General features: G+C 46.7%; 18 protein-coding genes. 8 read left to right on the top strand and 10 right to left on the bottom strand.

The window, feature by feature from the left end:
- Positions 1-23: 23 nt before the first annotated feature.
- Positions 24-425: a DUF2061 domain-containing protein gene (locus tag LRP50_RS23050; protein ID WP_274166769.1), complete on the top strand. Its 402-nt coding sequence runs from the start codon at positions 24-26 to the stop codon at positions 423-425.
- 83 nt (positions 426-508) lie between these two features.
- On the opposite strand, the gene LRP50_RS23045 is transcribed toward LRP50_RS23050, so the two are convergent.
- Positions 509-1,618 (bottom strand): YjgN family protein, encoded by a 1,110-nt coding sequence (locus tag LRP50_RS23045; protein ID WP_274166768.1) that lies wholly within the window; start codon positions 1,616-1,618, stop codon positions 509-511.
- 503 nt (positions 1,619-2,121) lie between these two features.
- Here LRP50_RS23045 and LRP50_RS23040 point away from each other — a divergent pair.
- Positions 2,122-3,036 carry a bifunctional helix-turn-helix transcriptional regulator/GNAT family N-acetyltransferase gene (locus LRP50_RS23040; RefSeq protein ID WP_274166767.1) on the top strand — a complete coding sequence of 305 codons (915 nt, stop codon included), beginning with the start codon at positions 2,122-2,124 and terminating at the stop codon, positions 3,034-3,036.
- A 116-nt stretch (positions 3,037-3,152) separates the two neighbouring features.
- Here the strand turns inward: LRP50_RS23040 and rraB are convergent, their stop codons facing one another.
- Entirely contained in the window at positions 3,153-3,557 is a 405-nt protein-coding gene (gene rraB, locus LRP50_RS23035; RefSeq protein ID WP_274166766.1) for a ribonuclease E inhibitor RraB, read from the bottom strand.
- Between the two features lie 573 nt (positions 3,558-4,130).
- Between rraB and arcA the strand changes: the two genes are divergently transcribed.
- From arcA to LRP50_RS23010, 5 genes are all read left to right on the top strand, one after another.
- Entirely contained in the window at positions 4,131-5,351 is a 1,221-nt protein-coding gene (gene arcA, locus LRP50_RS23030) for an arginine deiminase (protein ID WP_274166765.1), read from the top strand.
- A 206-nt stretch (positions 5,352-5,557) separates the two neighbouring features.
- Positions 5,558-6,562, top strand: a complete 1,005-nt coding sequence (argF, locus tag LRP50_RS23025; RefSeq protein ID WP_274166764.1) for an ornithine carbamoyltransferase — start codon at positions 5,558-5,560, stop codon at positions 6,560-6,562.
- A gap of 404 nt (positions 6,563-6,966) precedes the next feature.
- Entirely contained in the window at positions 6,967-7,896 is a 930-nt protein-coding gene (gene pyrB / locus LRP50_RS23020; protein ID WP_274166763.1) for an aspartate carbamoyltransferase, read from the top strand.
- A gap of 16 nt (positions 7,897-7,912) precedes the next feature.
- Positions 7,913-8,380 (top strand): aspartate carbamoyltransferase regulatory subunit, encoded by a 468-nt coding sequence (pyrI, locus tag LRP50_RS23015; protein ID WP_274166762.1) that lies wholly within the window; start codon positions 7,913-7,915, stop codon positions 8,378-8,380.
- Between the two features lie 220 nt (positions 8,381-8,600).
- Positions 8,601-8,990: a RidA family protein gene (locus tag LRP50_RS23010; RefSeq protein WP_274166761.1), complete on the top strand. Its 390-nt coding sequence runs from the start codon at positions 8,601-8,603 to the stop codon at positions 8,988-8,990.
- Positions 8,991-9,084: 94 nt separating this feature from the next.
- Here LRP50_RS23010 and idi read toward each other — a convergent pair whose 3' ends face one another.
- The 8 genes from idi to nudF form a co-directional block, all read right to left on the bottom strand.
- Positions 9,085-9,621, bottom strand: coding sequence for an isopentenyl-diphosphate Delta-isomerase (gene idi / locus LRP50_RS23005; protein WP_274166760.1), 537 nt, complete (start codon positions 9,619-9,621; stop codon positions 9,085-9,087).
- 88 nt (positions 9,622-9,709) lie between these two features.
- Positions 9,710-10,438 carry a 1-acylglycerol-3-phosphate O-acyltransferase gene (locus tag LRP50_RS23000; RefSeq protein WP_274166759.1) on the bottom strand — a complete coding sequence of 243 codons (729 nt, stop codon included), beginning with the start codon at positions 10,436-10,438 and terminating at the stop codon, positions 9,710-9,712.
- 220 nt (positions 10,439-10,658) lie between these two features.
- Positions 10,659-12,938 (bottom strand): DNA topoisomerase IV subunit A, encoded by a 2,280-nt coding sequence (gene parC, locus LRP50_RS22995; protein ID WP_274166758.1) that lies wholly within the window; start codon positions 12,936-12,938, stop codon positions 10,659-10,661.
- Between the two features lie 26 nt (positions 12,939-12,964).
- On the bottom strand, positions 12,965-14,857 hold the full coding sequence (gene parE, locus LRP50_RS22990) for a DNA topoisomerase IV subunit B (RefSeq protein ID WP_274166757.1): 1,893 nt from the start codon (positions 14,855-14,857) through the stop codon (positions 12,965-12,967).
- Between the two features lie 96 nt (positions 14,858-14,953).
- Positions 14,954-15,532: an esterase YqiA gene (gene yqiA, locus LRP50_RS22985; RefSeq protein WP_274166756.1), complete on the bottom strand. Its 579-nt coding sequence runs from the start codon at positions 15,530-15,532 to the stop codon at positions 14,954-14,956.
- Positions 15,533-15,534: 2 nt separating this feature from the next.
- A complete protein-coding gene (cpdA, locus tag LRP50_RS22980) occupies positions 15,535-16,359 on the bottom strand; it encodes a 3',5'-cyclic-AMP phosphodiesterase (RefSeq protein ID WP_274166755.1) in 825 nt (274 codons plus the stop codon).
- A 51-nt stretch (positions 16,360-16,410) separates the two neighbouring features.
- Positions 16,411-16,839: a DUF1249 family protein gene (locus tag LRP50_RS22975; RefSeq protein WP_274166754.1), complete on the bottom strand. Its 429-nt coding sequence runs from the start codon at positions 16,837-16,839 to the stop codon at positions 16,411-16,413.
- Between the two features lie 35 nt (positions 16,840-16,874).
- Positions 16,875-17,507, bottom strand: coding sequence for an ADP-ribose diphosphatase (nudF, locus tag LRP50_RS22970; protein ID WP_274166753.1), 633 nt, complete (start codon positions 17,505-17,507; stop codon positions 16,875-16,877).
- 242 nt (positions 17,508-17,749) lie between these two features.
- Between nudF and tolC the strand changes: the two genes are divergently transcribed.
- Positions 17,750-19,078: an outer membrane channel protein TolC gene (tolC, locus tag LRP50_RS22965; protein WP_274166752.1), complete on the top strand. Its 1,329-nt coding sequence runs from the start codon at positions 17,750-17,752 to the stop codon at positions 19,076-19,078.
- Positions 19,079-19,197: the final 119 nt, after the last annotated feature.

The raw sequence follows: 19,197 nt of genomic DNA, 5'->3' as shown, positions 1-19,197 counted from the left end.
CATGAAGGACCGAAGGACCTGTTATGAAAAAGACCATCAGTTTTGCTGTGATCCATTTTACCGTTGCCTTTACCGTCGCATACATTTTGACTGGTGATATTCTGCTAGGTAGTTTGATAGCCATGGTAGAACCAATGGTCAACACGGTTGCTTTCTACTTCCATGAAAAAGCATGGGACAGCAAATTATTGAAACGTACGATGAACAACAACCCTGGCCGAAAAACAGCAAGCTTTGCTGTCGTTCACTTCAGTGTTGCATTTGGTGTGGTGTACTTGCTGACAGGCGATATCTTGATTGGTAGCGTGATGGCGATGATTGAACCATGCATCAACACCATGGCTTATTACTTCCATGAACGTGTTTGGCAAAACAAAGAAGCGTTTCGCGCAATGCAATGTCGTCACACGGTTTTCCAAAAATAAAAAGATAAAGCCATAACCATAAAAAGGCAGTCTATTTCTGCCTTTACTCACAAATCATTTCATCGACAACATATCAATTAAAATCATTCAATAGCATGTTGAAAAGACTGTTTATCAACTTTTGAATTTGAGTTCATGCCTTCATAACCAACAATGTCAGAACGCACATCCAAATCACCATCAATTATTACCGAAGAGACAAAATAGTTATACTCCCTAACCCTAACCCAAGGTGTTAAAAAACCAAGAGTCAACATTCTCGCGAGCATATTAGACAAAACAAAAATGACAGAATGCATCATTTTTTTGTCATTAAAAACATAAGCGTGAATCATGCGAGATAAAAAATGAAAAACCATTAAGGCTGGCATCGCATGCATCGCATAAAATAAGCCTTTAACAACAATAACTTTAGATGCATATAAGGCATAGTCAACCATCGACATTCGACTACTGATCCCCTCCAGCGTATAATGCGTCACCGCATCCTCTAGCTTCCAATCCAAATAGAATACGCCAACTGTAGAAGAAGAAAAAATCAACAGAGATACCAAACTGACGACGAAGCAGAAAAATTTTGAAATATCAGTTTTAGTTCCAAATTTAGCACCACCATATTCGTATCCACAATTAACATACTTAACCACTTCATAAATTAACTTAGATAGCCCCAAAACAAAAAAAATGCCAAGATAAATCGCCACAAGTAAATTATTTTGAGGGCTAACAATCAAAGAAAATATCATCCCTAATGAAAAAATTAATAATGAGACCAAAGAGCCAACAAAGATTGATTTATACGCACCTATCAAGGTCCCATTAAAGTTAAACCGTTTATTCCGATAACTGGTCATACCAGCATTAACTCTAAGGTTTCTTCTAAAAAACCAAGGGGAAACCATCAGAAAAACAATAGCTATAAAATAAGCGCTTTCTTTGCTATGACTTACAAAAAATATGCAGACCACTAATGTTACAAAAAAAATAACCCTCCAAAAGAGTATTCTCACAGGAGAGTCATGATAGTCGAAACGGTCACCTGCTAATTCGGTTTGACCATAGAAGTATTTTTTCGTCCGAACCTTGGCCCAAGCAGAGTAAAGACCAAGTGTCAGCACGCTCATCACAACGTTCATTATCCATGTGTTGAAAAATTCACGACCTGAGCCATGAAATATCATTGTATTTTTCATTGAATCAATCCCTTGCCAACTTCATTGTCAGCATCTCAGCTGAAATGAGTTTTTTATTTATGTTTATGTTTATGTCTTAGAAGAATAATATTAATGTCTTAACAGGAATGACGCTCCCTACTCTTATCCATATGCAAACCAGAAGCCTGTCTACCGAGTTGCCTCAGGTACAGAGAGTCTCATCACATTCAATATGCGGAAAAAGTCGATGGAAGGAAGATCCCTTTCATGGCTTTTCGACAAACAATTGGATGTAATGAGGCTCTCATGAAAGGCGAGTTTTGTTGGCGGTCATACTCTGTTGCTGACTGTCAACCTAGATCCACTATGCTTTCAAAACAATCCTGAGCCTGCAAGCCAACAAATTGTCGTGGAACAAGCACTTTGAGATTGCTCGGGTATAATTGCTGTAACCAAACAGTTGATACAGCAATAAAGCCAAGGTTCACCTCAAGATTGAATCATGATTCATCTCGATACATTTGAAGTAAAATGGAGAAACAATGCCTACAGGTCCGGTTGAAATCCGCTCTTTAGTCCGTCAACTGCTCAGGCATCGCGGGTTGCTAGATAACATCTATGGCACGGCTGGTCTCACAACCGTGCAATGCCATGTATTGATTGAACTAGAGCAAGGCCCGCTAAGCGCAGAAGAACTCGCAGGGCGACTTAACATTGATGTCATCAACGCCAATCGCACCTTGGCTATCTTGATCAATAACGACACCGTCTCTTACCAAGCCGATGCCAAAAGTGCCCACCCCACCTATTTGTTGTCTGATTTTGGCCGAGCACGACTCGACCAGCATCATGTCGGGATCAATTCAGAAATCGCCTTGTACTTAGAACAACTTGATTTGGACGAAATTGAAAACTTGTCACGCTCTCTGTATCGCTATAATCGAGCGATGGAGCAAAGTCATCACCAGAAAGGCTTTACGTTGCGTTTGTTGGAGCCCGCTGACAACGCCGCCATCTCGGCGGTGATTCGCAAAGTGTCGACAGAATACGGATTAACTGAAGATAAGGGTTACAGCGTCGCAGATCCAACGCTCGACTCACTGAGCGAATGCTACCAAGCAGACAACGCAGCATATTGGGTCGTTGAACAGAATGGGAAGATCTTAGGTGGTGGTGGCATTGCACCATTGAAAGGCGAAGACGCCGTATGCGAGTTACAGAAAATGTACTTCCGCCCAGAGTTACGGGGTAAAGGGTTTGCACGTCGTATAGCCGCAATGGCCATGAAGTTTGCACGAGAAAAAGGCTACACCGCGTGTTATCTGGAAACCACAGCATGTTTAAAAGAGGCGATTCACCTGTATGAATCGATTGGCTTTGAGCATCTCGACAAGCCGCTTGGTGATACCGGACATAGCGATTGCGAAGTCGTTATGCTGAAAGTTTTCTCGTCATAACAGCCTTAGCCTTGTTCAAACTCAGGCTCAAGTGGCATTTTCAAATAACGCCCACAAAAAAGCCGGATATCTCCGGCTTTTGTCGTTTTTCTACTCGGTATTAAAAGAGGACGTGGTTATTTCTCGTCTTCTTCTTCAAGGTCACCTTCTTCTTCGTCAGATTCTTCGTCTGACTCAAAGTAAGTACCCCAACCGTCATAATCAATTTTGTGTTTTTCAGCCAATGCAGCAAGTGCTTCTACTTGTGCATCGATACGATCAGCGTCAAGAGCAGATTCCATTACCGCATCAAAACAAATCACTGTTGAACCGTCATCCAGTTCAAGCTCTTCCGCATCTAGCACTTCATAACCCAATTTGAACGCTTCCACTGCAGCGCCTTCTAGCTCCGCAAAGCTATCAGCTGAAAAGTGGTGTTCAATGGTGTAAAGCGCATCTGGATCGCTACCATCATCTAGCAGCGCAGCAATGATTTCGCGGGTTTCCGCTTTTTGTTCTTCAATAATGTCAGCGTAAGACATTGGATAACTCCAGACTGAAATAATAACCGAGGCACTATCGCATGGATTGGCTTGGTTTGCCACGTTCAATTGATACCAATACCAAGACGCCAAGCGATCGGATTTATCGCGAAAAAGATCGCACACGACACATGTTAATTAAAAGTAAAATTGACCTTGACCAACAAGGTTGTCATTATTTGAGAACGGGGACATAACCATACAAGATGCTGCGTATACCTAGGTTTTGCATCATCTTGCGCCAAGAAAACCCCGAATTATGGAATAGTGTGCATTTCTATCGCATAGATAAGCACAAATAAACGCGAGCATTTATTAGGATATTCAACACTTATCGTTAGCGCGAACTATCCTAAGCCGCTGTTTTGATAAATGGATTTACGACATGTTTTCAGGCGTCTTTGCTATCAAGCGCCCCAATTACAGAATTCTGTCGCTTAATCTCCCTATTTCCCCGTGATTGCAAACATCTTACTCACGCTTAACATCCTCAGTTTTACCCATAAAACCGAGTGAATAGCGAGCATGGTGAGCAACAGGCGGGTCTAATAAAAATTCAAGAGAGAGACGATAATGAGTCAGTTATATGTGGGTTCTGAAGTCGGTCAATTAAAGCGCGTATTGCTGCATCGACCAGAGCGAGCCCTTAATCACCTGACACCATCAAACTATAAAGACCTACTATTTGATGATGTGTTAGCCGTTGAGCGTGCTGGTGAAGAGCACGACCAATTTGCACAGACGCTACGCGACCAAGGCGTCGACGTCTTGCTCTTGCATGATCTGTTGGCAGAGACCTTAGCGATCCCCGAAGCAAAAACGTGGCTACTTGATGTACAGGTGGGTGAATACCGCCTCGGTTATCAATTCGCAGGCGATGTGCGCAAATATCTTAATGAACTGAACAATGAAGAATTGGCACATATTCTATTGGGTGGTCTCAGTTATATTGATTTCCCGGTGCAGTCATCTTCCATGATGCAAGCCATGCATGAGCGTACCGACTTCATTATCGACCCACTGCCAAATCATCTATTTACCCGTGATACCTCATGCTGGATTTACGGCGGCGTATCGCTAAACCCAATGGCGAAACCCGCTCGCCAACGTGAAACCAACCACCTTCGCGCCATTTACCGCTGGCACCCTATCTTCGCCGGTGCAGATTTCCTTACCTACCTTGGCGCGGAACAACGTGACTATGACAATGCCATGGTAGAAGGTGGTGATGTATTGGTTATCGGTAATGGGGCAGTCTTAGTCGGCATGTCTGAGCGCACCACCCCACAAGGTGTTGAAGCACTGGCAAGAAACCTGTTCAAACATGGGCAAGCGAAAGAAGTGATTGCAATCAATCTGCCGAAGCATCGCTCATGCATGCACTTAGACACCGTCATGACACATATGGATATTGATACTTTTTCTGTCTATCCGCAGGTTATGCGCAAAGATCTTCAGTCTTGGCGACTCATTAACAAAGGCAATGGCGAGGTTGAGGTCAAAGAAGCTGACTATTTCCTCCATGCGATCGAAAAGGCCCTCGACCTACCACAACTCAATATCATTACCACTGGTGGTGACAGCTTCGAAGCAGAACGCGAACAATGGAATGATGCCAACAACGTTCTGACTGTGCGCCCAGGTGTTGTCATTGGCTACGAAGGCAATGTCTACACCAACGAGAAATATGATAAAGCGGGAATAAAAGTACTGCCTATCCCAGGAGACCAATTGGGACGAGGACGCGGCGGCGCACGCTGCATGAGTTGCCCAATCGAACGCGACGGGGTGTAAAAATCGCAGATCCTCTTCTGTTTATAACCCCCATCAAGGCCCCCCTTCAAGGTGGCCTTTTTAATGAATAGAGATCCATAACAAATAATTATTTATTCACAGGGGTTGCATTCTTAATCATATTTGAGTGAAAATCGTGATTATTATCATAGTAGAGGGTAATTCTACTATTCAGTTGTACGCAAGATTTTGAAGGGAACTCATTTATGGCTTTTAATCTTCGCCACCGGAATTTTCTGAAGCTATTAGATTTCACACCTCGCGAAATCGAACATCTGTTGTCATTGTCGGCCGATCTCAAAAAAGCCAAATACAATGGTTACGAGCAGCCTCGTTTGAAAGGCAAGAACATCGCGTTAATTTTTGAAAAAGCCTCTACGCGAACTCGTTGTGCATTCGAAGTTGCCGCTTTCGATCAAGGCGCGCAAGTGACTTACCTTGGCCCTTCAGGCTCTCAGATTGGCCATAAAGAATCGATGAAAGATACTGCCCGCGTATTGGGCAGAATGTACGATGGCATTCAATACAGAGGGTTTGGGCAAGAGATCGTTGAAGAGCTCGGCCAGTTTGCAGGTGTTCCAGTGTGGAATGGCCTCACTGACGAATTCCACCCCACACAAATCTTAGCCGATTTCCTGACCATGCAAGAGTACGGACGCGGCAAACAACTGCATGACATCAAGTTTGCCTACCTTGGTGATGCACGCAACAACATGGGCAATTCACTGATGGTTGGCGCAGCTAAAATGGGCATGGATATTCGCTTGGTGGCGCCTAAACAATTTTGGCCAGAAGAAGCCCTCGTGGCGCAATGCCAAACCATTGCAGAATCAACCGGCGCACAGATCACCCTGACCGAAAACGTCGAAGAAGGCGTGAAAGGCTGTGACTTCCTTTATACCGATGTTTGGGTATCTATGGGCGAATCTAAAGATGCATGGGATGAGCGTGTTGCCCTCATGAAGCCATATCAAGTCAATATGGATGTCATCAAGGCCACAGGTAATCCACACGTGAAGTTCATGCATTGCCTGCCCGCCTTTCATAACGACCAAACCACGATTGGTGCAGAAGTGGCGGAGAAATATGGCATGAATGGCTTGGAAGTCACCGATGATGTGTTCGAATCGGACTATTCCATCGTATTTGACGAAGCAGAAAATCGCATGCACACCATCAAAGCGGTGTTGGTAGCCACATTGGGTGATTAACCCGTCATAGAAATCCCCCAACTAGCCGCTGTCACTTACAGCGGCTTTTTTATTGGCAATGCAGCCTGATCCAATGCCATTACGTACTTAAACCTTGGTTTTCCCACTCAAAGAGCAGCACAGACACGTTTGTAGCCTCATGCTTGCACACGTAAAAAATGGGCGTATAATTCTTCGCAATTTGTCAAAAAATCGAATCGGAATGCCATATTTAGCGACACAATCGACTGCTAAACACTGCCCAACAGCGGCAATGGCCTCCTATTTTATTTTTCGTGTATTTTCAAAAAAAGCCTCCTGATCGGGAGGCTTTTTTTTGGCTAAAAAACGTACCACTTAGCGCTATCACGTTCTGGGTTTTGCCCAAACAAGCATGATGCGCAACCATTGAGGGAAGAAAAAACATGGCGACCTCGCTGTACAACAAACACATTATCTCCATCCCGGAGTTGTCCCGCGAAGAATTGGAAATCATCGTCGATACGGCTGGCAAATTAAAAGCAGAGCCGAATCCGACATTGCTGAAAAACAAAGTGGTAGCCAGTTGCTTCTTTGAAGCCTCTACAAGAACGCGCCTATCCTTCGAAACGGCTGTGCAACGACTTGGCGGTACCGTGATCGGGTTCCCTGACGCAGGCAATACCTCATCAGGCAAAAAGGGAGAAACCCTGTCTGATTCCGTGCAGGTGATTTCTTCTTACGTGGATGCCTTTGTCATGCGTCACCCTAAAGAAGGTGCAGCGAGACTCGCATCTGAATTCTCTAAGGGCGTGCCTGTTATCAATGGCGGCGATGGTGCGAACCAACACCCAACGCAAACCCTGCTCGACTTATTCAGCATATTTGAAACCCAAGGTCGCTTGGATAACCTCAATATTGCCATGGTCGGTGACCTAAAGTACGGGCGTACTGTGCATTCATTGACACAGGCGCTTTCTAAGTTCGATAACAATCGCTTCTATTTCATCGCGCCGGACGCACTGGCAATGCCAGACTATATTCTGGAAGAACTCGATGATTCAGGGATCCCTTACAGTCTGCACGGCAGCATTGAAGATGTCGTGCCTGAGCTAGATATTTTGTACATGACTCGTGTCCAAAAAGAGCGCTTTGACGAATCTGAATACGCTCACATCAAAGCTGCCTTTATTCTTGATACACCCGCTTTGGAACATGCTCGCGATAACTTAAAAGTACTTCATCCACTCCCGCGCGTTGATGAAATCACTGTCGCTGTCGATAAAACACCTTACGCCTACTACTTCCAGCAGGCTGAGAATGGGGTGTATGCACGTCAGGCACTACTCGCATTGGTTATGAACGAAGAGATTTAAGGCAGGAGCACAGGACATGGGAAAACAAAACAAACTACAAGTCGAAGCCATTAAGAACGGCACCGTTATCGACCACATCCCTGCCAATGTCGGCTTTAAGGTGATGAAACTGTTCAAGCTGCATAAAACCAACGAACGCATCACCGTGGGTTTAAACCTGCCTTCATCTGCGCTGGGTGCAAAAGACATTATCAAGATCGAAAATATCTTTGTCAGCGAAGAGCAAGCACAGCAATTGGCACTCTATGCACCGAACGCCACCGTGAACCAGATTGAAAACTACGAGGTCGTGGCAAAACTTCCGCTCACACTACCTCAAACCATTCTTGGCGTTTATCGTTGCCCTAACACCAACTGTATTACCCACGATGAGCATGCTGTTGAAAGCAGCTTTACTGTTATCAACAAAGCGGATGATATCCACTTGAAGTGTAAATACTGCGAGAAAGTATTCTCTCGAGAAATCATGACAGAGCGCCATTAATCCTACGTCACCATTGCCTGTCCTCGGCGATAAATTTATCGTCACAGCATGGTATGCATGATAAGCCGACGATAACCGTCGGCTTTTTCTTGCTCCTGATGCGCACCAAAGAGCACAACAGATGTAAAATGTGATTTCGCAGGTTTACCTTGCCCCTGCCAAGATGCAGACTAGGCACCTACCTTGTTTCCGTACCAAATGTTTAATTAAGGATTGGTAAATGACTAAAGTGCTTCACACTGAACACGCTCCAGCAGCAATTGGCCCTTATATTCAAGGTGTTGATCTTGGCAACATGGTACTGACCTCTGGTCAGATCCCAGTTAACCCAGTCACGGGCGAAGTATCTCCAGAAATTGCTGTGCAAGCACGTCAGTCACTGGAAAATGTGAAAGCGGTTGTTGAGTCATCAGGCCTGACAGTCGGCGACATCGTGAAAATGACCGTATTCGTTAAAGATCTGAACGACTTTGGTACAGTGAACGACGTCTATGGCAAGTTTTTCGATGAGCACAATGTCGAGCATTACCCTGCACGTTCTTGTGTAGAAGTGGCACGCTTGCCAAAAGATGTGGGTATCGAAATCGAAGCCATTGCGGTTCGCAAATAATCGACATCGCTTTTCGCATCACAGCGTATAGAATCAAAAAAAGCGGCAACTGCCGCTTTTTTTCTGTTCGATGACAAACGCACACAGCAAGCTGTTAACTCGCTAATTGAGCATCAACATGCCCGACGACTTGCGCAAACCAAGCGGTGAAGTGTTCAGGGGTCGCTGCCAGTGCTGTATTCATCTCTTGCTCAGGCCACCAGCGCCAATCCATGATTTCATCGGGGTTTGGCTCAAGCTCTACCTCATCCACTTGGCATAAAATAATCTGATCAAGCTCATGCTCAGTAAGGTCGTTGTCCAAGACTGCGCGATAACAAAATGTCACACCCATTTGAAATTTCAGCGGCGCAATAATACCGAGTTCTTCATTCAAGCGACGTGTCGCCGCGACTTCGAAAGATTCCCCTTGCATAGGGTGGGAACAGCACGTGTTGGTCCACAGCCCACCACTGTGATATTTATGCTCTGCACGTTGCTGAAGCAAATACTCACGCCCTGACGCCGTTTCTCGATAAATCATCACAGAAAACGCCAAATGAAGCAGACCTTGTTGGTGCGCTGCCATTTTCTCAGCAAGTCCCGTGACTTCACCACTTTCAGTGACTAAAACAACCTGATTTCTCAGCATAGTGCTTAACTTCTCTCACTCTACTATCGCGTAAAAACTAAAAAAGGATACGCACAGGCGTATCCTTTTGTTCAGCGTGAGCGGAAGTTTATGCCTTTTTGTTTAACTCAGCCACTTCAGCGTCCAGTTGCGCTAACTTTTCTGCCATCACGTCGTGACAACGAGAAGCCAATTCACGGACTTGCTCTTTCGTGATGCCTTCCGTCGAGATAGGATTCATCACTTCCACAATCACATGCCCATTGTCACCACGAGATGCTCTCAGATCTCGGGTTGAACTACACACGATAGGAACAATCGGTACGCCAGCGGCAATAGCAGCGTGAAACGCTCCCGTTTTGAAAGGCAATAAGCCGCGCCCACGAGAACGCGTACCTTCAGGGAATAGCCACACTGACACGTTGTTTTCTTTGATTTGATCCACAACCTGACCAATCGTGCCCATCGCCTTGCTGCGGTTATTACGGTCAATCAGAATATTACCCGTTAACCAATAAATAGCACCAAAGATAGGAATGTAAGTCAGGCTCTTTTTACCCACGGTCACCGCGCGTGGACGCACCGCGTTAGAAACAGTGACCAAATCCCAGTTACTCTGGTGATTAGCGATATATACGCAGGTACCCACCTCTTTTGAAGCGTCAGTTTCGCGTAAACTCAGCTTGATCCCAAACAAACTAGAGAGTTTGCCGAACCAGCGACCAATGGTGTAAACATTCTCGGGGTTTCTCGGGCTTAACAGGCAGTAACCACAACCGAACACAAAGATGACAATCGCAAACAAGGCAACCGCCAGCAGTCGCAGTATAAAGTACATTCTTCTCTCCTAATGCCTGACACCCGTTATCGGGGGTAGGAAAACATCCCTGTGAGCCCTATTCAACCAAGCGGTAGAATTACAGCGTACAGGTGTAAGCTTAAACATATTGGCGACTAGTATACTTATCCATCGGCAAAATTCACCCACCGAACGATAAAACGTCAACAAAAGCCGATAAAAAACCCTCCGGCTGGAGGGTTTAGAGTATTGTTGATGATTACGCTTCCGGTGTTTCCGAAGGCTCCACCGAATTTGGCGATTCAATCTCAATCGTTGTGACACGCTGCAACCCACGCGGCAACATTGCACCACGTCGACCTCGCTCACCGCGGAAGTTATCGATGTCAGTCGGCTTAAGCGACAATTTGCGCTTACCTGCATGCAAGGTCACGGTTGAGCCTTGTGGGATCACACACAACTGTGCCAGCAATTCTTCACGGGCTTTCGCACGCGCTGCAGGAATATTGATGATCTTATTCCCTTTGCCTTTACCCAGTTGAGGCAGCTCTTTCACCGGGAATACCAACATCCGTCCTTCATTGGTGATCGCAAGAATATCGTCACTTTCAATGTCGCTGACTTTTTGCGGTGGCATCACCTCTGAAGCCTGAGGCAGGCTTAACAGTGCTTTACCGCTGCGATTCTTCGACAGCAGATCGTCATGCTTACACACAAAGCCATAACCCGCATCAGACGCCATCAGCATCAAGTGATCATTCTCACCCATCAATACATGACGGATAGTGGTTCCTGCCGTGACGTTAAGGCGACCAGTGATTGGTTCACCTTGGCTACGTGCAGACGGCATAGAGTGTGATTCCAGCGCATAGCTACGCCCATCAGTCCCAATGAATACAGCAGGTTGACTGCTCTTTCCTCGGGCTGAAGCCAAGTAGTTATCACCTGATTTGTAGCTCAATGTGCTTGCGTCAACGTCATGGCCTTTCGCATGACGAATCCAGCCTTTCTCTGACAGCACAACAGTGATCGGCTCACTCGGCATCAAATCGCGTTCTGTCATGGCTTTCGCTTCAGCGCGCTCTACCAATGGTGAACGACGATCATCACCGTATTTCTCAGCATCTGCGATGATTTCTTTTTTCAGTAGCGTGTTCAGACGACGCTCAGAGCCCAGCAACTTCTCTAGCTGCTCACGCTCTTTGTTCAATTCGTCTTGCTCACCGCGGATCTTAAATTCTTCTAACTTCGCTAATTGACGAAGTTTGATTTCAAGGATTGCTTCGGCCTGTTTCTCACTCAGGTCAAAACGCGCCATCAATTCTTTCTTTGGCTCATCCTCGGTGCGGATGATCTCAATCACTTCATCGATATTGAGATACGCAGCTAACAAACCCTCAAGGATGTGCAAGCGAGCAAGCACTTTGTCCAAGCGGTACTGCAAACGACGTGTCACTGTGGTGCGGCGGAACTCCAGCCACTCAGTGAGGATCTGAAGCAAGCCTTTTACTTGAGGACGACCATCAAGGCCAATCATATTCAAGTTAGCGCGGTAGCTTCGCTCAAGATCGGTAGAGGCAAACAGGTGATTCATCAACTGATCGCAATCGACACGGTTTGAGCGCGGCACGATCACGATACGCGTTGGGTTCTCATGATCCGATTCGTCACGAAGATCGTCCACCATTGGCAGTTTCTTCGCACGCATCTGGTTCGCGATTTGCTCAAGCAGTTTTGCTCCAGACACCTGATGCGGCAAAGAGGTAATGACGATATCGCCATTGTCTTTGTGCCAAACAGCACGCATCTTCACCGAGCCACGGCCTTCGTGGTACATCTTCTTCAATTCAACGTGCGGCGTAATAATTTCCGCTTCCGTTGGATAATCAGGTCCTTTCACGTGCTCGAGAATGCCGTCCAAATCCAATTTCGGCGAATCAATCAGCGCCACGACAGCGTTGGCAATTTCACGAGCATTATGCGGCGGAATGTCCGTCGCCATACCTACCGCGATACCCGTCACACCATTCAACAGAATGTGAGGCAAACGCGCCGGCATGGTTTTTGGCTCTTTCATGGTGCCATCAAAGTTTGGCAGCCAATCGACCGTGCCTTGGCCTAGCTCACTCAGCAGAACCTCTGAGAAGCGCGACAAACGAGATTCGGTATAACGCATTGCGGCGAATGATTTCGGATCATCCGGTGCGCCCCAGTTACCTTGTCCATCAACCAATGGATAGCGGTAAGAGAAAGGCTGAGCCATCAATACCATGGCTTCATAACACGCCGAATCACCATGTGGGTGGTATTTACCCAACACGTCACCCACAGTACGGGCGGATTTTTTATACTTTGCGGTTGCCGACAGACCTAGCTCTGACATGGCATAGATAATGCGGCGCTGTACCGGTTTTAGGCCGTCACCAATAAATGGTAATGCGCGGTCCATGATGACGTACATCGAGTAGTTGAGGTATGCATCCTCGGTGAACTTCCGAAGGGGAAGCTGCTCGACACCGTCATAAGTGATATCAGTCATTGAAAACGTCCGATTCTAAACTCTAATTAAATATCTGCCAGTTCGGCTCTGTCGCCTTTGTCTTGCAACCAGTGGCGACGATCTTCAGCGCGTTTTTTACCAAGAAGCATGTCCATCATGCGGTCTGTTTCTTCTTGATCGTCAATGGTCAACTGCACCAATCGGCGAGTATTCGGATCCATGGTCGTTTCACGCAATTGCAATGGGTTCATTTCACCCAGACCTTTGAATCGCTGAACATCAATTTTCGCGCGCTTCTTGCTCAAGCTTTCTAAGATGCCCGCTTTCTCTGCGTCATCAAGGGCGTAGAACACTTCTTTACCGCAGTCGATACGATAAAGAGGCGGCATTGCCACGTAAACGTGACCCGCTTTAACCAGCGCATGGAAGTGCTTAACAAACAGTGCGCAGAGCAAGGTCGCAATGTGAAGACCATCCGAGTCCGCATCCGCGAGGATACAAACCTTGCCATAGCGAAGCCCTGTCAAATCATCGTTATCAGGGTCAATACCCAGCGCCACAGAAATATCATGAACTTCTTGTGAAGCAAGCACCTGATCGGCAGAGACTTCCCACGTATTTAGGATTTTACCGCGCAGCGGCATGATGGCTTGAAACTCACGATCACGCGCTTGTTTGGCTGAACCACCTGCCGAGTCCCCTTCCACGAGGAAGAGTTCAGTACGCGCCAGATCTTGCATAGAACAGTCGGTCAGCTTACCCGGCAATGCAGGGCCAGAAGCGACTTTCTTACGCACGACTTTCTTAGCAGCACGCATACGCTTGTGCGCGTTTGCAATACAGACTTCCGCCAACTGCTCTGCCACTTGAGGGCGTTCATTCAGCCACAAGCTAAAAGAGTCTTTCACCACACCTGAAACAAATGCAGCGCACTGACGCGAAGACAAACGCTCTTTGGTTTGCCCTGCAAACTGAGGATCCTGCATTTTGACTGAAAGCACATAGGCACAGCGCTCCCAGACATCATCGGCGGTCAGTTTCACGCCACGTGGCAATAGGTTACGGAATTCACAGAACTCACGCATTGCATCAAGAAGGCCCTGACGCAAACCATTAACGTGCGTACCGCCTTGTGCTGTCGGAATCAAGTTAACGTAACTTTCAGTGACGAGTTCGCCACCTTCAGGTAGCCAAATCACCGCCCAGTCGGCTGCTTCATGAGGTGCATTGAAGTCGCCAGTAAACGGCTCAGCAGGCAGCAGTTCATAGCCTTTCACGCCTTCAGCGAGATAGTCTTTCAATCCACTGTCGTAACACCACTTGATGGTTTCATTGGTGTTTTTATCAGTGAAGACGATCTCTAAGCCTGGGCACAAAACGGCTTTGGCTTTCAGGTTGCTTTTTAGGCGAGAAACAGAAAATTTTGGAGAATCAAAGTACTTAGCATCTGGCCAAAAATGCACTCGCGTGCCTTTCGCTCTGCGTCCGCAAGTACCTGTGACCGTTAAGTCTTGGACTTTGTCACCATGTTCAAAGGCGATTTCATATACCTGACCATCGCGTTTGACAGAAACTTCCACACGGTTCGATAGCGCATTCACCACAGAAATGCCGACACCGTGCAAACCGCCACTAAATTGGTAGTTATTGTTCGAAAACTTACCACCCGCATGCAGTTTACACATGATCAGTTCGACACCCGAAACCCCTTCTTCAGGGTGGATATCAACAGGCATACCTCGGCCGTCATCAATCACTTCAAGTGATTGATCGGCGTGAAGAATGACTTCAACCTTACGTGCATGCCCAGCCAATGCCTCATCGACACTGTTATCGATGACTTCTTGACCAAGGTGGTTAGGACGGGTCGTGTCTGTATACATACCGGGACGACGACGAACCGGTTCAAGACCATTGAGGACTTCAATGGATCCAGCGTTATAAACTTGCTCTGTCATAGATGATTGGTTTCTAAATTTTGTTACATGGTCTGCGATGGTTCGCTTGCTTGTCAAATAATGACACAGCTGATGCGATCTTTCTGTGAGTTACAGTCACAGTCCTAAGAATTGAATAATCTCAGCGGGATATCTATCAAAGCCGACGAAAGCATGATCGCCGCCCGCCTCAACAGTCTGTTTACAGTGCTGATATTTGGAGACGGCCTGCTTGTAATCAAGCACTTCATCACCTTCTTGCTGAAGCAGCCAAATTGAATCGGGATGTGTGATGAATTCTGTATCCAGCGCTTTGAGCTCATCCATATGATGAGGCTCCAGCAAATACTGCTCACCAGTATACGGATTTTGTTGCGGGCCAAGATAATCGGCCAACAACGCATACGGCTTCACAGCAGGGTTAACCAATGCAGCACGAAAGCCATATTTGTTATTGAGCCATGTGGAGAGATACCCTCCTAAAGAACTACCGACCAAACCGATACAATAGTCACCTTTATAACGCTCAACAAGCTGTTCTAGCTGGCTTGCAGCGTCGGCAGGGTAACAGGCGAGGCGGGGAACTTCCAGCTTTATGTCAGGCCGATGAACGTCGCACCAAGTCTTCATTTGCTGCGCTTTTGCTGACAGAGGGGAGCTATTAAAACCGTGGATATAAAGCAGTAAAGGCGCCATGTTTAGTAGCCAGACGAATTCATGTCAGGTTGAAACACGCTGCCGTCCAAACGTCCAATCGTTGAGGTGATGGTGCCGTCTTGATGCAATGAGATTTCTCGCCACCCTGGATTGGTCGAATCAAGAGCAAAATCATCAGAATCAGGCAGAAACTGAATACACGTCGATGGCGCAGCCATGACTCGACACCCATTTACATTAACGTCTAATGCTTGATGAATATGTCCGCACACAACGCCTTTAACGTTGTTGTACTTCCCTACCAAGCTCCAAAAGTCTTCTTGATTATGAAGCTGATGCTGATCAAGCCAAGCACTGCCGGCAGGAAGTGGATGATGGTGCAACAACACTAAGGTATAGCGATTGGGATTGGCAGAAAGTGCCTGTTCCAGTAACGACAATTGCTCTAGCGACAAACGCCCATGAGGCACGCCTTTTACTTGGCTGTCGAGCATCACTAACTGCCAGTCTTCGCCAACCAATACATGATCGCAACGCACAAGCGTCGATTGCGCCAAGGCTTTTTGCATTTCTGGCTGGTAGTCGTGATTACCCGGTAACCAATAACAAGGCTGAGACCAAGAAGCGATACCATCCACAAAACGCTGATAAGACTCTTCCGTGTGATCTTGAGATAAATCACCCGTTGCGATAATCGCGTCAAACTCTACATTTTTAGCTTGGATCTCAGCCACCACGGCATGATAACTCGCAGCCGTATTCACCCCCAGCAAACAGCCATAAGGATCGGCAAAAAGGTGAGTATCTGTTATTTGCAACAACCGGACGGTCTGGCTGTGTTGGCTAGGTAGATGGCAAGTCCGCAACGTCTTGAAAATCCTGATGGTAAATACGCGTCGACATGTTAACGCGTCAAACTAATAAATAATATTCTGTTTTGCTATTCCGTTTCTCAAACAATGCCCCAGCCAGTCAGAAAGAAACGCATTAATCTGATGTTTCTCATTGCGCTGGTGCATACGTGGATTCGGATAATCATAACTCGGCTGAATTCGAGAAATCTGCTGACTAGTACACACTTCAGCGACTCGTGCATCGTGATACATTCGAACCGTGAGCCGAGGTCTCAAATAATGAGGGATCTCGCCCCGCTGCCAAATATCTAACAGCGTGGTGTAACGTGTCGACTCAACTACATCTAATTGGAACTCATTTCCCTGTATGTCATACACACAGAACTCCCCGACATCATCCTGACGGGGCATCAGTCGCAGCAACTTGGCATAATTGGTTTCATACATTCGCATCAAGGCAGATAAATCAACCTGATACCCTCGTTTCAACATATCTCTTCCCGCTAGCGGTCCGATGAATGCGTCACTCAATCTTCACGCCACTTTTTTAAGTTTAAGGCTAACCACTGTAACGCGATGATCGACGCCGCGTTTTCAATTTTACCTTCTTCAACCCACTGCATCGCGGTTGTTCGCGGCACAAGGTGAACTAGAATATCTTCGCCTTCTTCAGGCAGACCATGGATGCCTTCAGCATCACTGGCATCAACAATACCCAAATACAAATGAATGCGTTCAGAGCAGCCACCCGAGCTAGAAAGGTAACTGGTCATTGGCACCAATTCATTCACTGAGAGGCCAGCCTCTTCTTCGGCTTCACGCACAGCAACCGCATCCGGTGTCTCATCTTTGTCGATAATACCCGCGACAATTTCCAACTGCCAAGGCGAAGGGCTCGCGGCCATTGCACCGATGCGGATCTGCTCGACCAGTACGACCTTGTCAGTGACAGGGTCATAAGGGAGCATCGCCACCGCATGCCCTCGCTCGAAAAGCTCACGTTCAATGGTCTCGCTCCAGCCACCAGCAAACAGGCGGTGACGAAAGCGATATTTAACCATCTTAAAGTAACCATTATAGACAACGTCAGAATGTTCAATCTCGACGTCATCTCCACCAAATTGATTTGGGTGCATATTTTGTGGCACGTTTTGTCCCATATTGCCTCCGAGCGGAGTGCAAATGATAAGTCTCACAAATAAGTAGCCGCAATCATAAAGCTTCACTTTTTTGGTATGGATTGCAGAAATATTTGAGTGTCGTCTAAGTTTCGATGCTTTTACGACCAATTTTTCTTAATAAATCCGCACATTGTCAGTTTCAAGTAAGCGAGCATGGTTTACACTAGGCCGATTACCTTTTGGCAATTTATAAAACAACGAAAAGTTCAGGGATTACCTTTATGAAGAAATTGCTTCCCTATTTCATCGGAGTTGCGCTGAGTACAGCAGCTTCAATGGCTAGCGCAGATGATTTGATCCAAGTATACGAACAGGCAAAACAAAGCGACCCACAACTGCTGCAATCAGCGGCTACACGTGATGCTGCCTTTGCTGCTGTTGATACAAATCGCGGTACGCTTTTGCCTCAAATCAATCTTTCTGCTGGTTACAACCTAGCCCGTAACAGCGATGAAGGAACAAATGGTCCCTTCTTCGACACCGACACGCTAACAGCGGGTATCGATTTGAGCCAAGAGCTGTTTGACCAAAATAGCTGGATCAATTTAGACATTGCAGAAATCACTGCACGCCAAGCAGATGCTGTTTACGCCGTTGAGCAACAAGGGCTTATCCTTCGCGTCTCTCAATCTTATTTCAACGTATTGCGTGCGATTGATGATCTGATTTTTGTTCGTGCTGAAAAAGCCGCGGTAGGCCGTCAGCTAGAACAAACCAAGCAGCGCTTTGAAGTCGGTCTATCCGCGATCACTGACGTTCATGATGCACAAGCACAATATGACTCAGTACTGGCGCAAGAAATCCTGTCTGAAAACTCAGTGAGCAACAGCTACGAAGAGCTGCGTGAAATCACAGGCCAACGCCATGAGTCACTGAGTGTTCTTAACACCAAATCGTTCTCGGCTACCCGCCCAGATCAAACGCCTGAAGCACTGGTGAAACAAGCAGAAGAAACGAACTTGAGCCTGTTGGCCCAGCGTATTTCTCGCGATGCGGCGAAAGAGCGCATCAGCTTGGCCGAATCGGGTCATATGCCGTCTCTAACCTTTAACATGGGTTACGGTTACACCGATCAAAACAACAAATCGAATTCAACACGTGATGTGAGCAACAACCAGTTAACGGGTGGCATCAACTTTGCCATGCCGCTATACACGGGTGGCACCATCTCCGCAGGTGTGAAAGAAGCGCAATACAACTATGTATCAGCGTCTGAGCAACTTGAAGGCACCTACCGCACCACAGTGAAAGATGTTCGCGCATTCTACAACAACATCAATGCCAGCATTGGCGCACTGCGTGCGTATGAGCAAACCGTGATTTCACAGCGCTCTGCGTTGGAAGCCACTGAAGCAGGTTTCGAAGTGGGTACGCGTACCATTGTTGACGTATTGGATGCCACGCGCCGCCTTTACGATGCAAACCGCAACCTATCTGATGCACGTTACGACTACATCGTCAGCGTTCTTCAACTTCGTCAAGCAGTGGGTACACTGAGTGAAAATGATCTGGTTGAAGTAAACAGCGGTCTTATCGCACCGAAGAAATAAGCCCTTTGGTTATCGTATTTCGTTAACGTTCGGTTGCTGATAACAGCGCTGAATTTTCTGAAAAAACAAAAAGGCACCGCAGATGCGGTGCCTTTTTTTATTCTTAGCGCCTAGACAGA

This window comes from Enterovibrio gelatinilyticus (genome assembly GCF_028683095.1).
GTDB classification, from domain to species: Bacteria; Pseudomonadota; Gammaproteobacteria; order Enterobacterales; family Vibrionaceae; genus Enterovibrio; species Enterovibrio gelatinilyticus.
This window is presented reverse-complemented; position numbering and strand designations above follow the sequence as displayed.

What these genes read in the sequence shown, in the direction of transcription:
- arcA (WP_274166765.1), top strand. Translation starts at nt 4,131, where the DNA reads ATGAGTCAGTTATATGTGGGTTCTGAAGTCGGTCAATTAAAGCGCGTA.
- argF (WP_274166764.1), top strand. Translation starts at nt 5,558, where the DNA reads ATGGCTTTTAATCTTCGCCACCGGAATTTTCTGAAGCTATTAGATTTC.
- rraB (WP_274166766.1), bottom strand. Translation starts at nt 3,557, where the DNA reads ATGTCTTACGCTGACATTATTGAAGAACAAAAAGCGGAAACCCGCGAA.
- LRP50_RS23000 (WP_274166759.1), bottom strand. Translation starts at nt 10,438, where the DNA reads ATGTACTTTATACTGCGACTGCTGGCGGTTGCCTTGTTTGCGATTGTC.
- LRP50_RS23010 (WP_274166761.1), top strand. Translation starts at nt 8,601, where the DNA reads ATGACTAAAGTGCTTCACACTGAACACGCTCCAGCAGCAATTGGCCCT.
- LRP50_RS23045 (WP_274166768.1), bottom strand. Translation starts at nt 1,618, where the DNA reads ATGAAAAATACAATGATATTTCATGGCTCAGGTCGTGAATTTTTCAAC.
- parE (WP_274166757.1), bottom strand. Translation starts at nt 14,857, where the DNA reads ATGACAGAGCAAGTTTATAACGCTGGATCCATTGAAGTCCTCAATGGT.
- nudF (WP_274166753.1), bottom strand. Translation starts at nt 17,507, where the DNA reads ATGGGACAAAACGTGCCACAAAATATGCACCCAAATCAATTTGGTGGA.
- tolC (WP_274166752.1), top strand. Translation starts at nt 17,750, where the DNA reads ATGAAGAAATTGCTTCCCTATTTCATCGGAGTTGCGCTGAGTACAGCA.
- pyrI (WP_274166762.1), top strand. Translation starts at nt 7,913, where the DNA reads ATGGGAAAACAAAACAAACTACAAGTCGAAGCCATTAAGAACGGCACC.
- idi (WP_274166760.1), bottom strand. Translation starts at nt 9,621, where the DNA reads ATGCTGAGAAATCAGGTTGTTTTAGTCACTGAAAGTGGTGAAGTCACG.
- LRP50_RS23050 (WP_274166769.1), top strand. Translation starts at nt 24, where the DNA reads ATGAAAAAGACCATCAGTTTTGCTGTGATCCATTTTACCGTTGCCTTT.
- pyrB (WP_274166763.1), top strand. Translation starts at nt 6,967, where the DNA reads ATGGCGACCTCGCTGTACAACAAACACATTATCTCCATCCCGGAGTTG.
- yqiA (WP_274166756.1), bottom strand. Translation starts at nt 15,532, where the DNA reads ATGGCGCCTTTACTGCTTTATATCCACGGTTTTAATAGCTCCCCTCTG.
- LRP50_RS23040 (WP_274166767.1), top strand. Translation starts at nt 2,122, where the DNA reads ATGCCTACAGGTCCGGTTGAAATCCGCTCTTTAGTCCGTCAACTGCTC.
- LRP50_RS22975 (WP_274166754.1), bottom strand. Translation starts at nt 16,839, where the DNA reads ATGTTGAAACGAGGGTATCAGGTTGATTTATCTGCCTTGATGCGAATG.
- parC (WP_274166758.1), bottom strand. Translation starts at nt 12,938, where the DNA reads ATGACTGATATCACTTATGACGGTGTCGAGCAGCTTCCCCTTCGGAAG.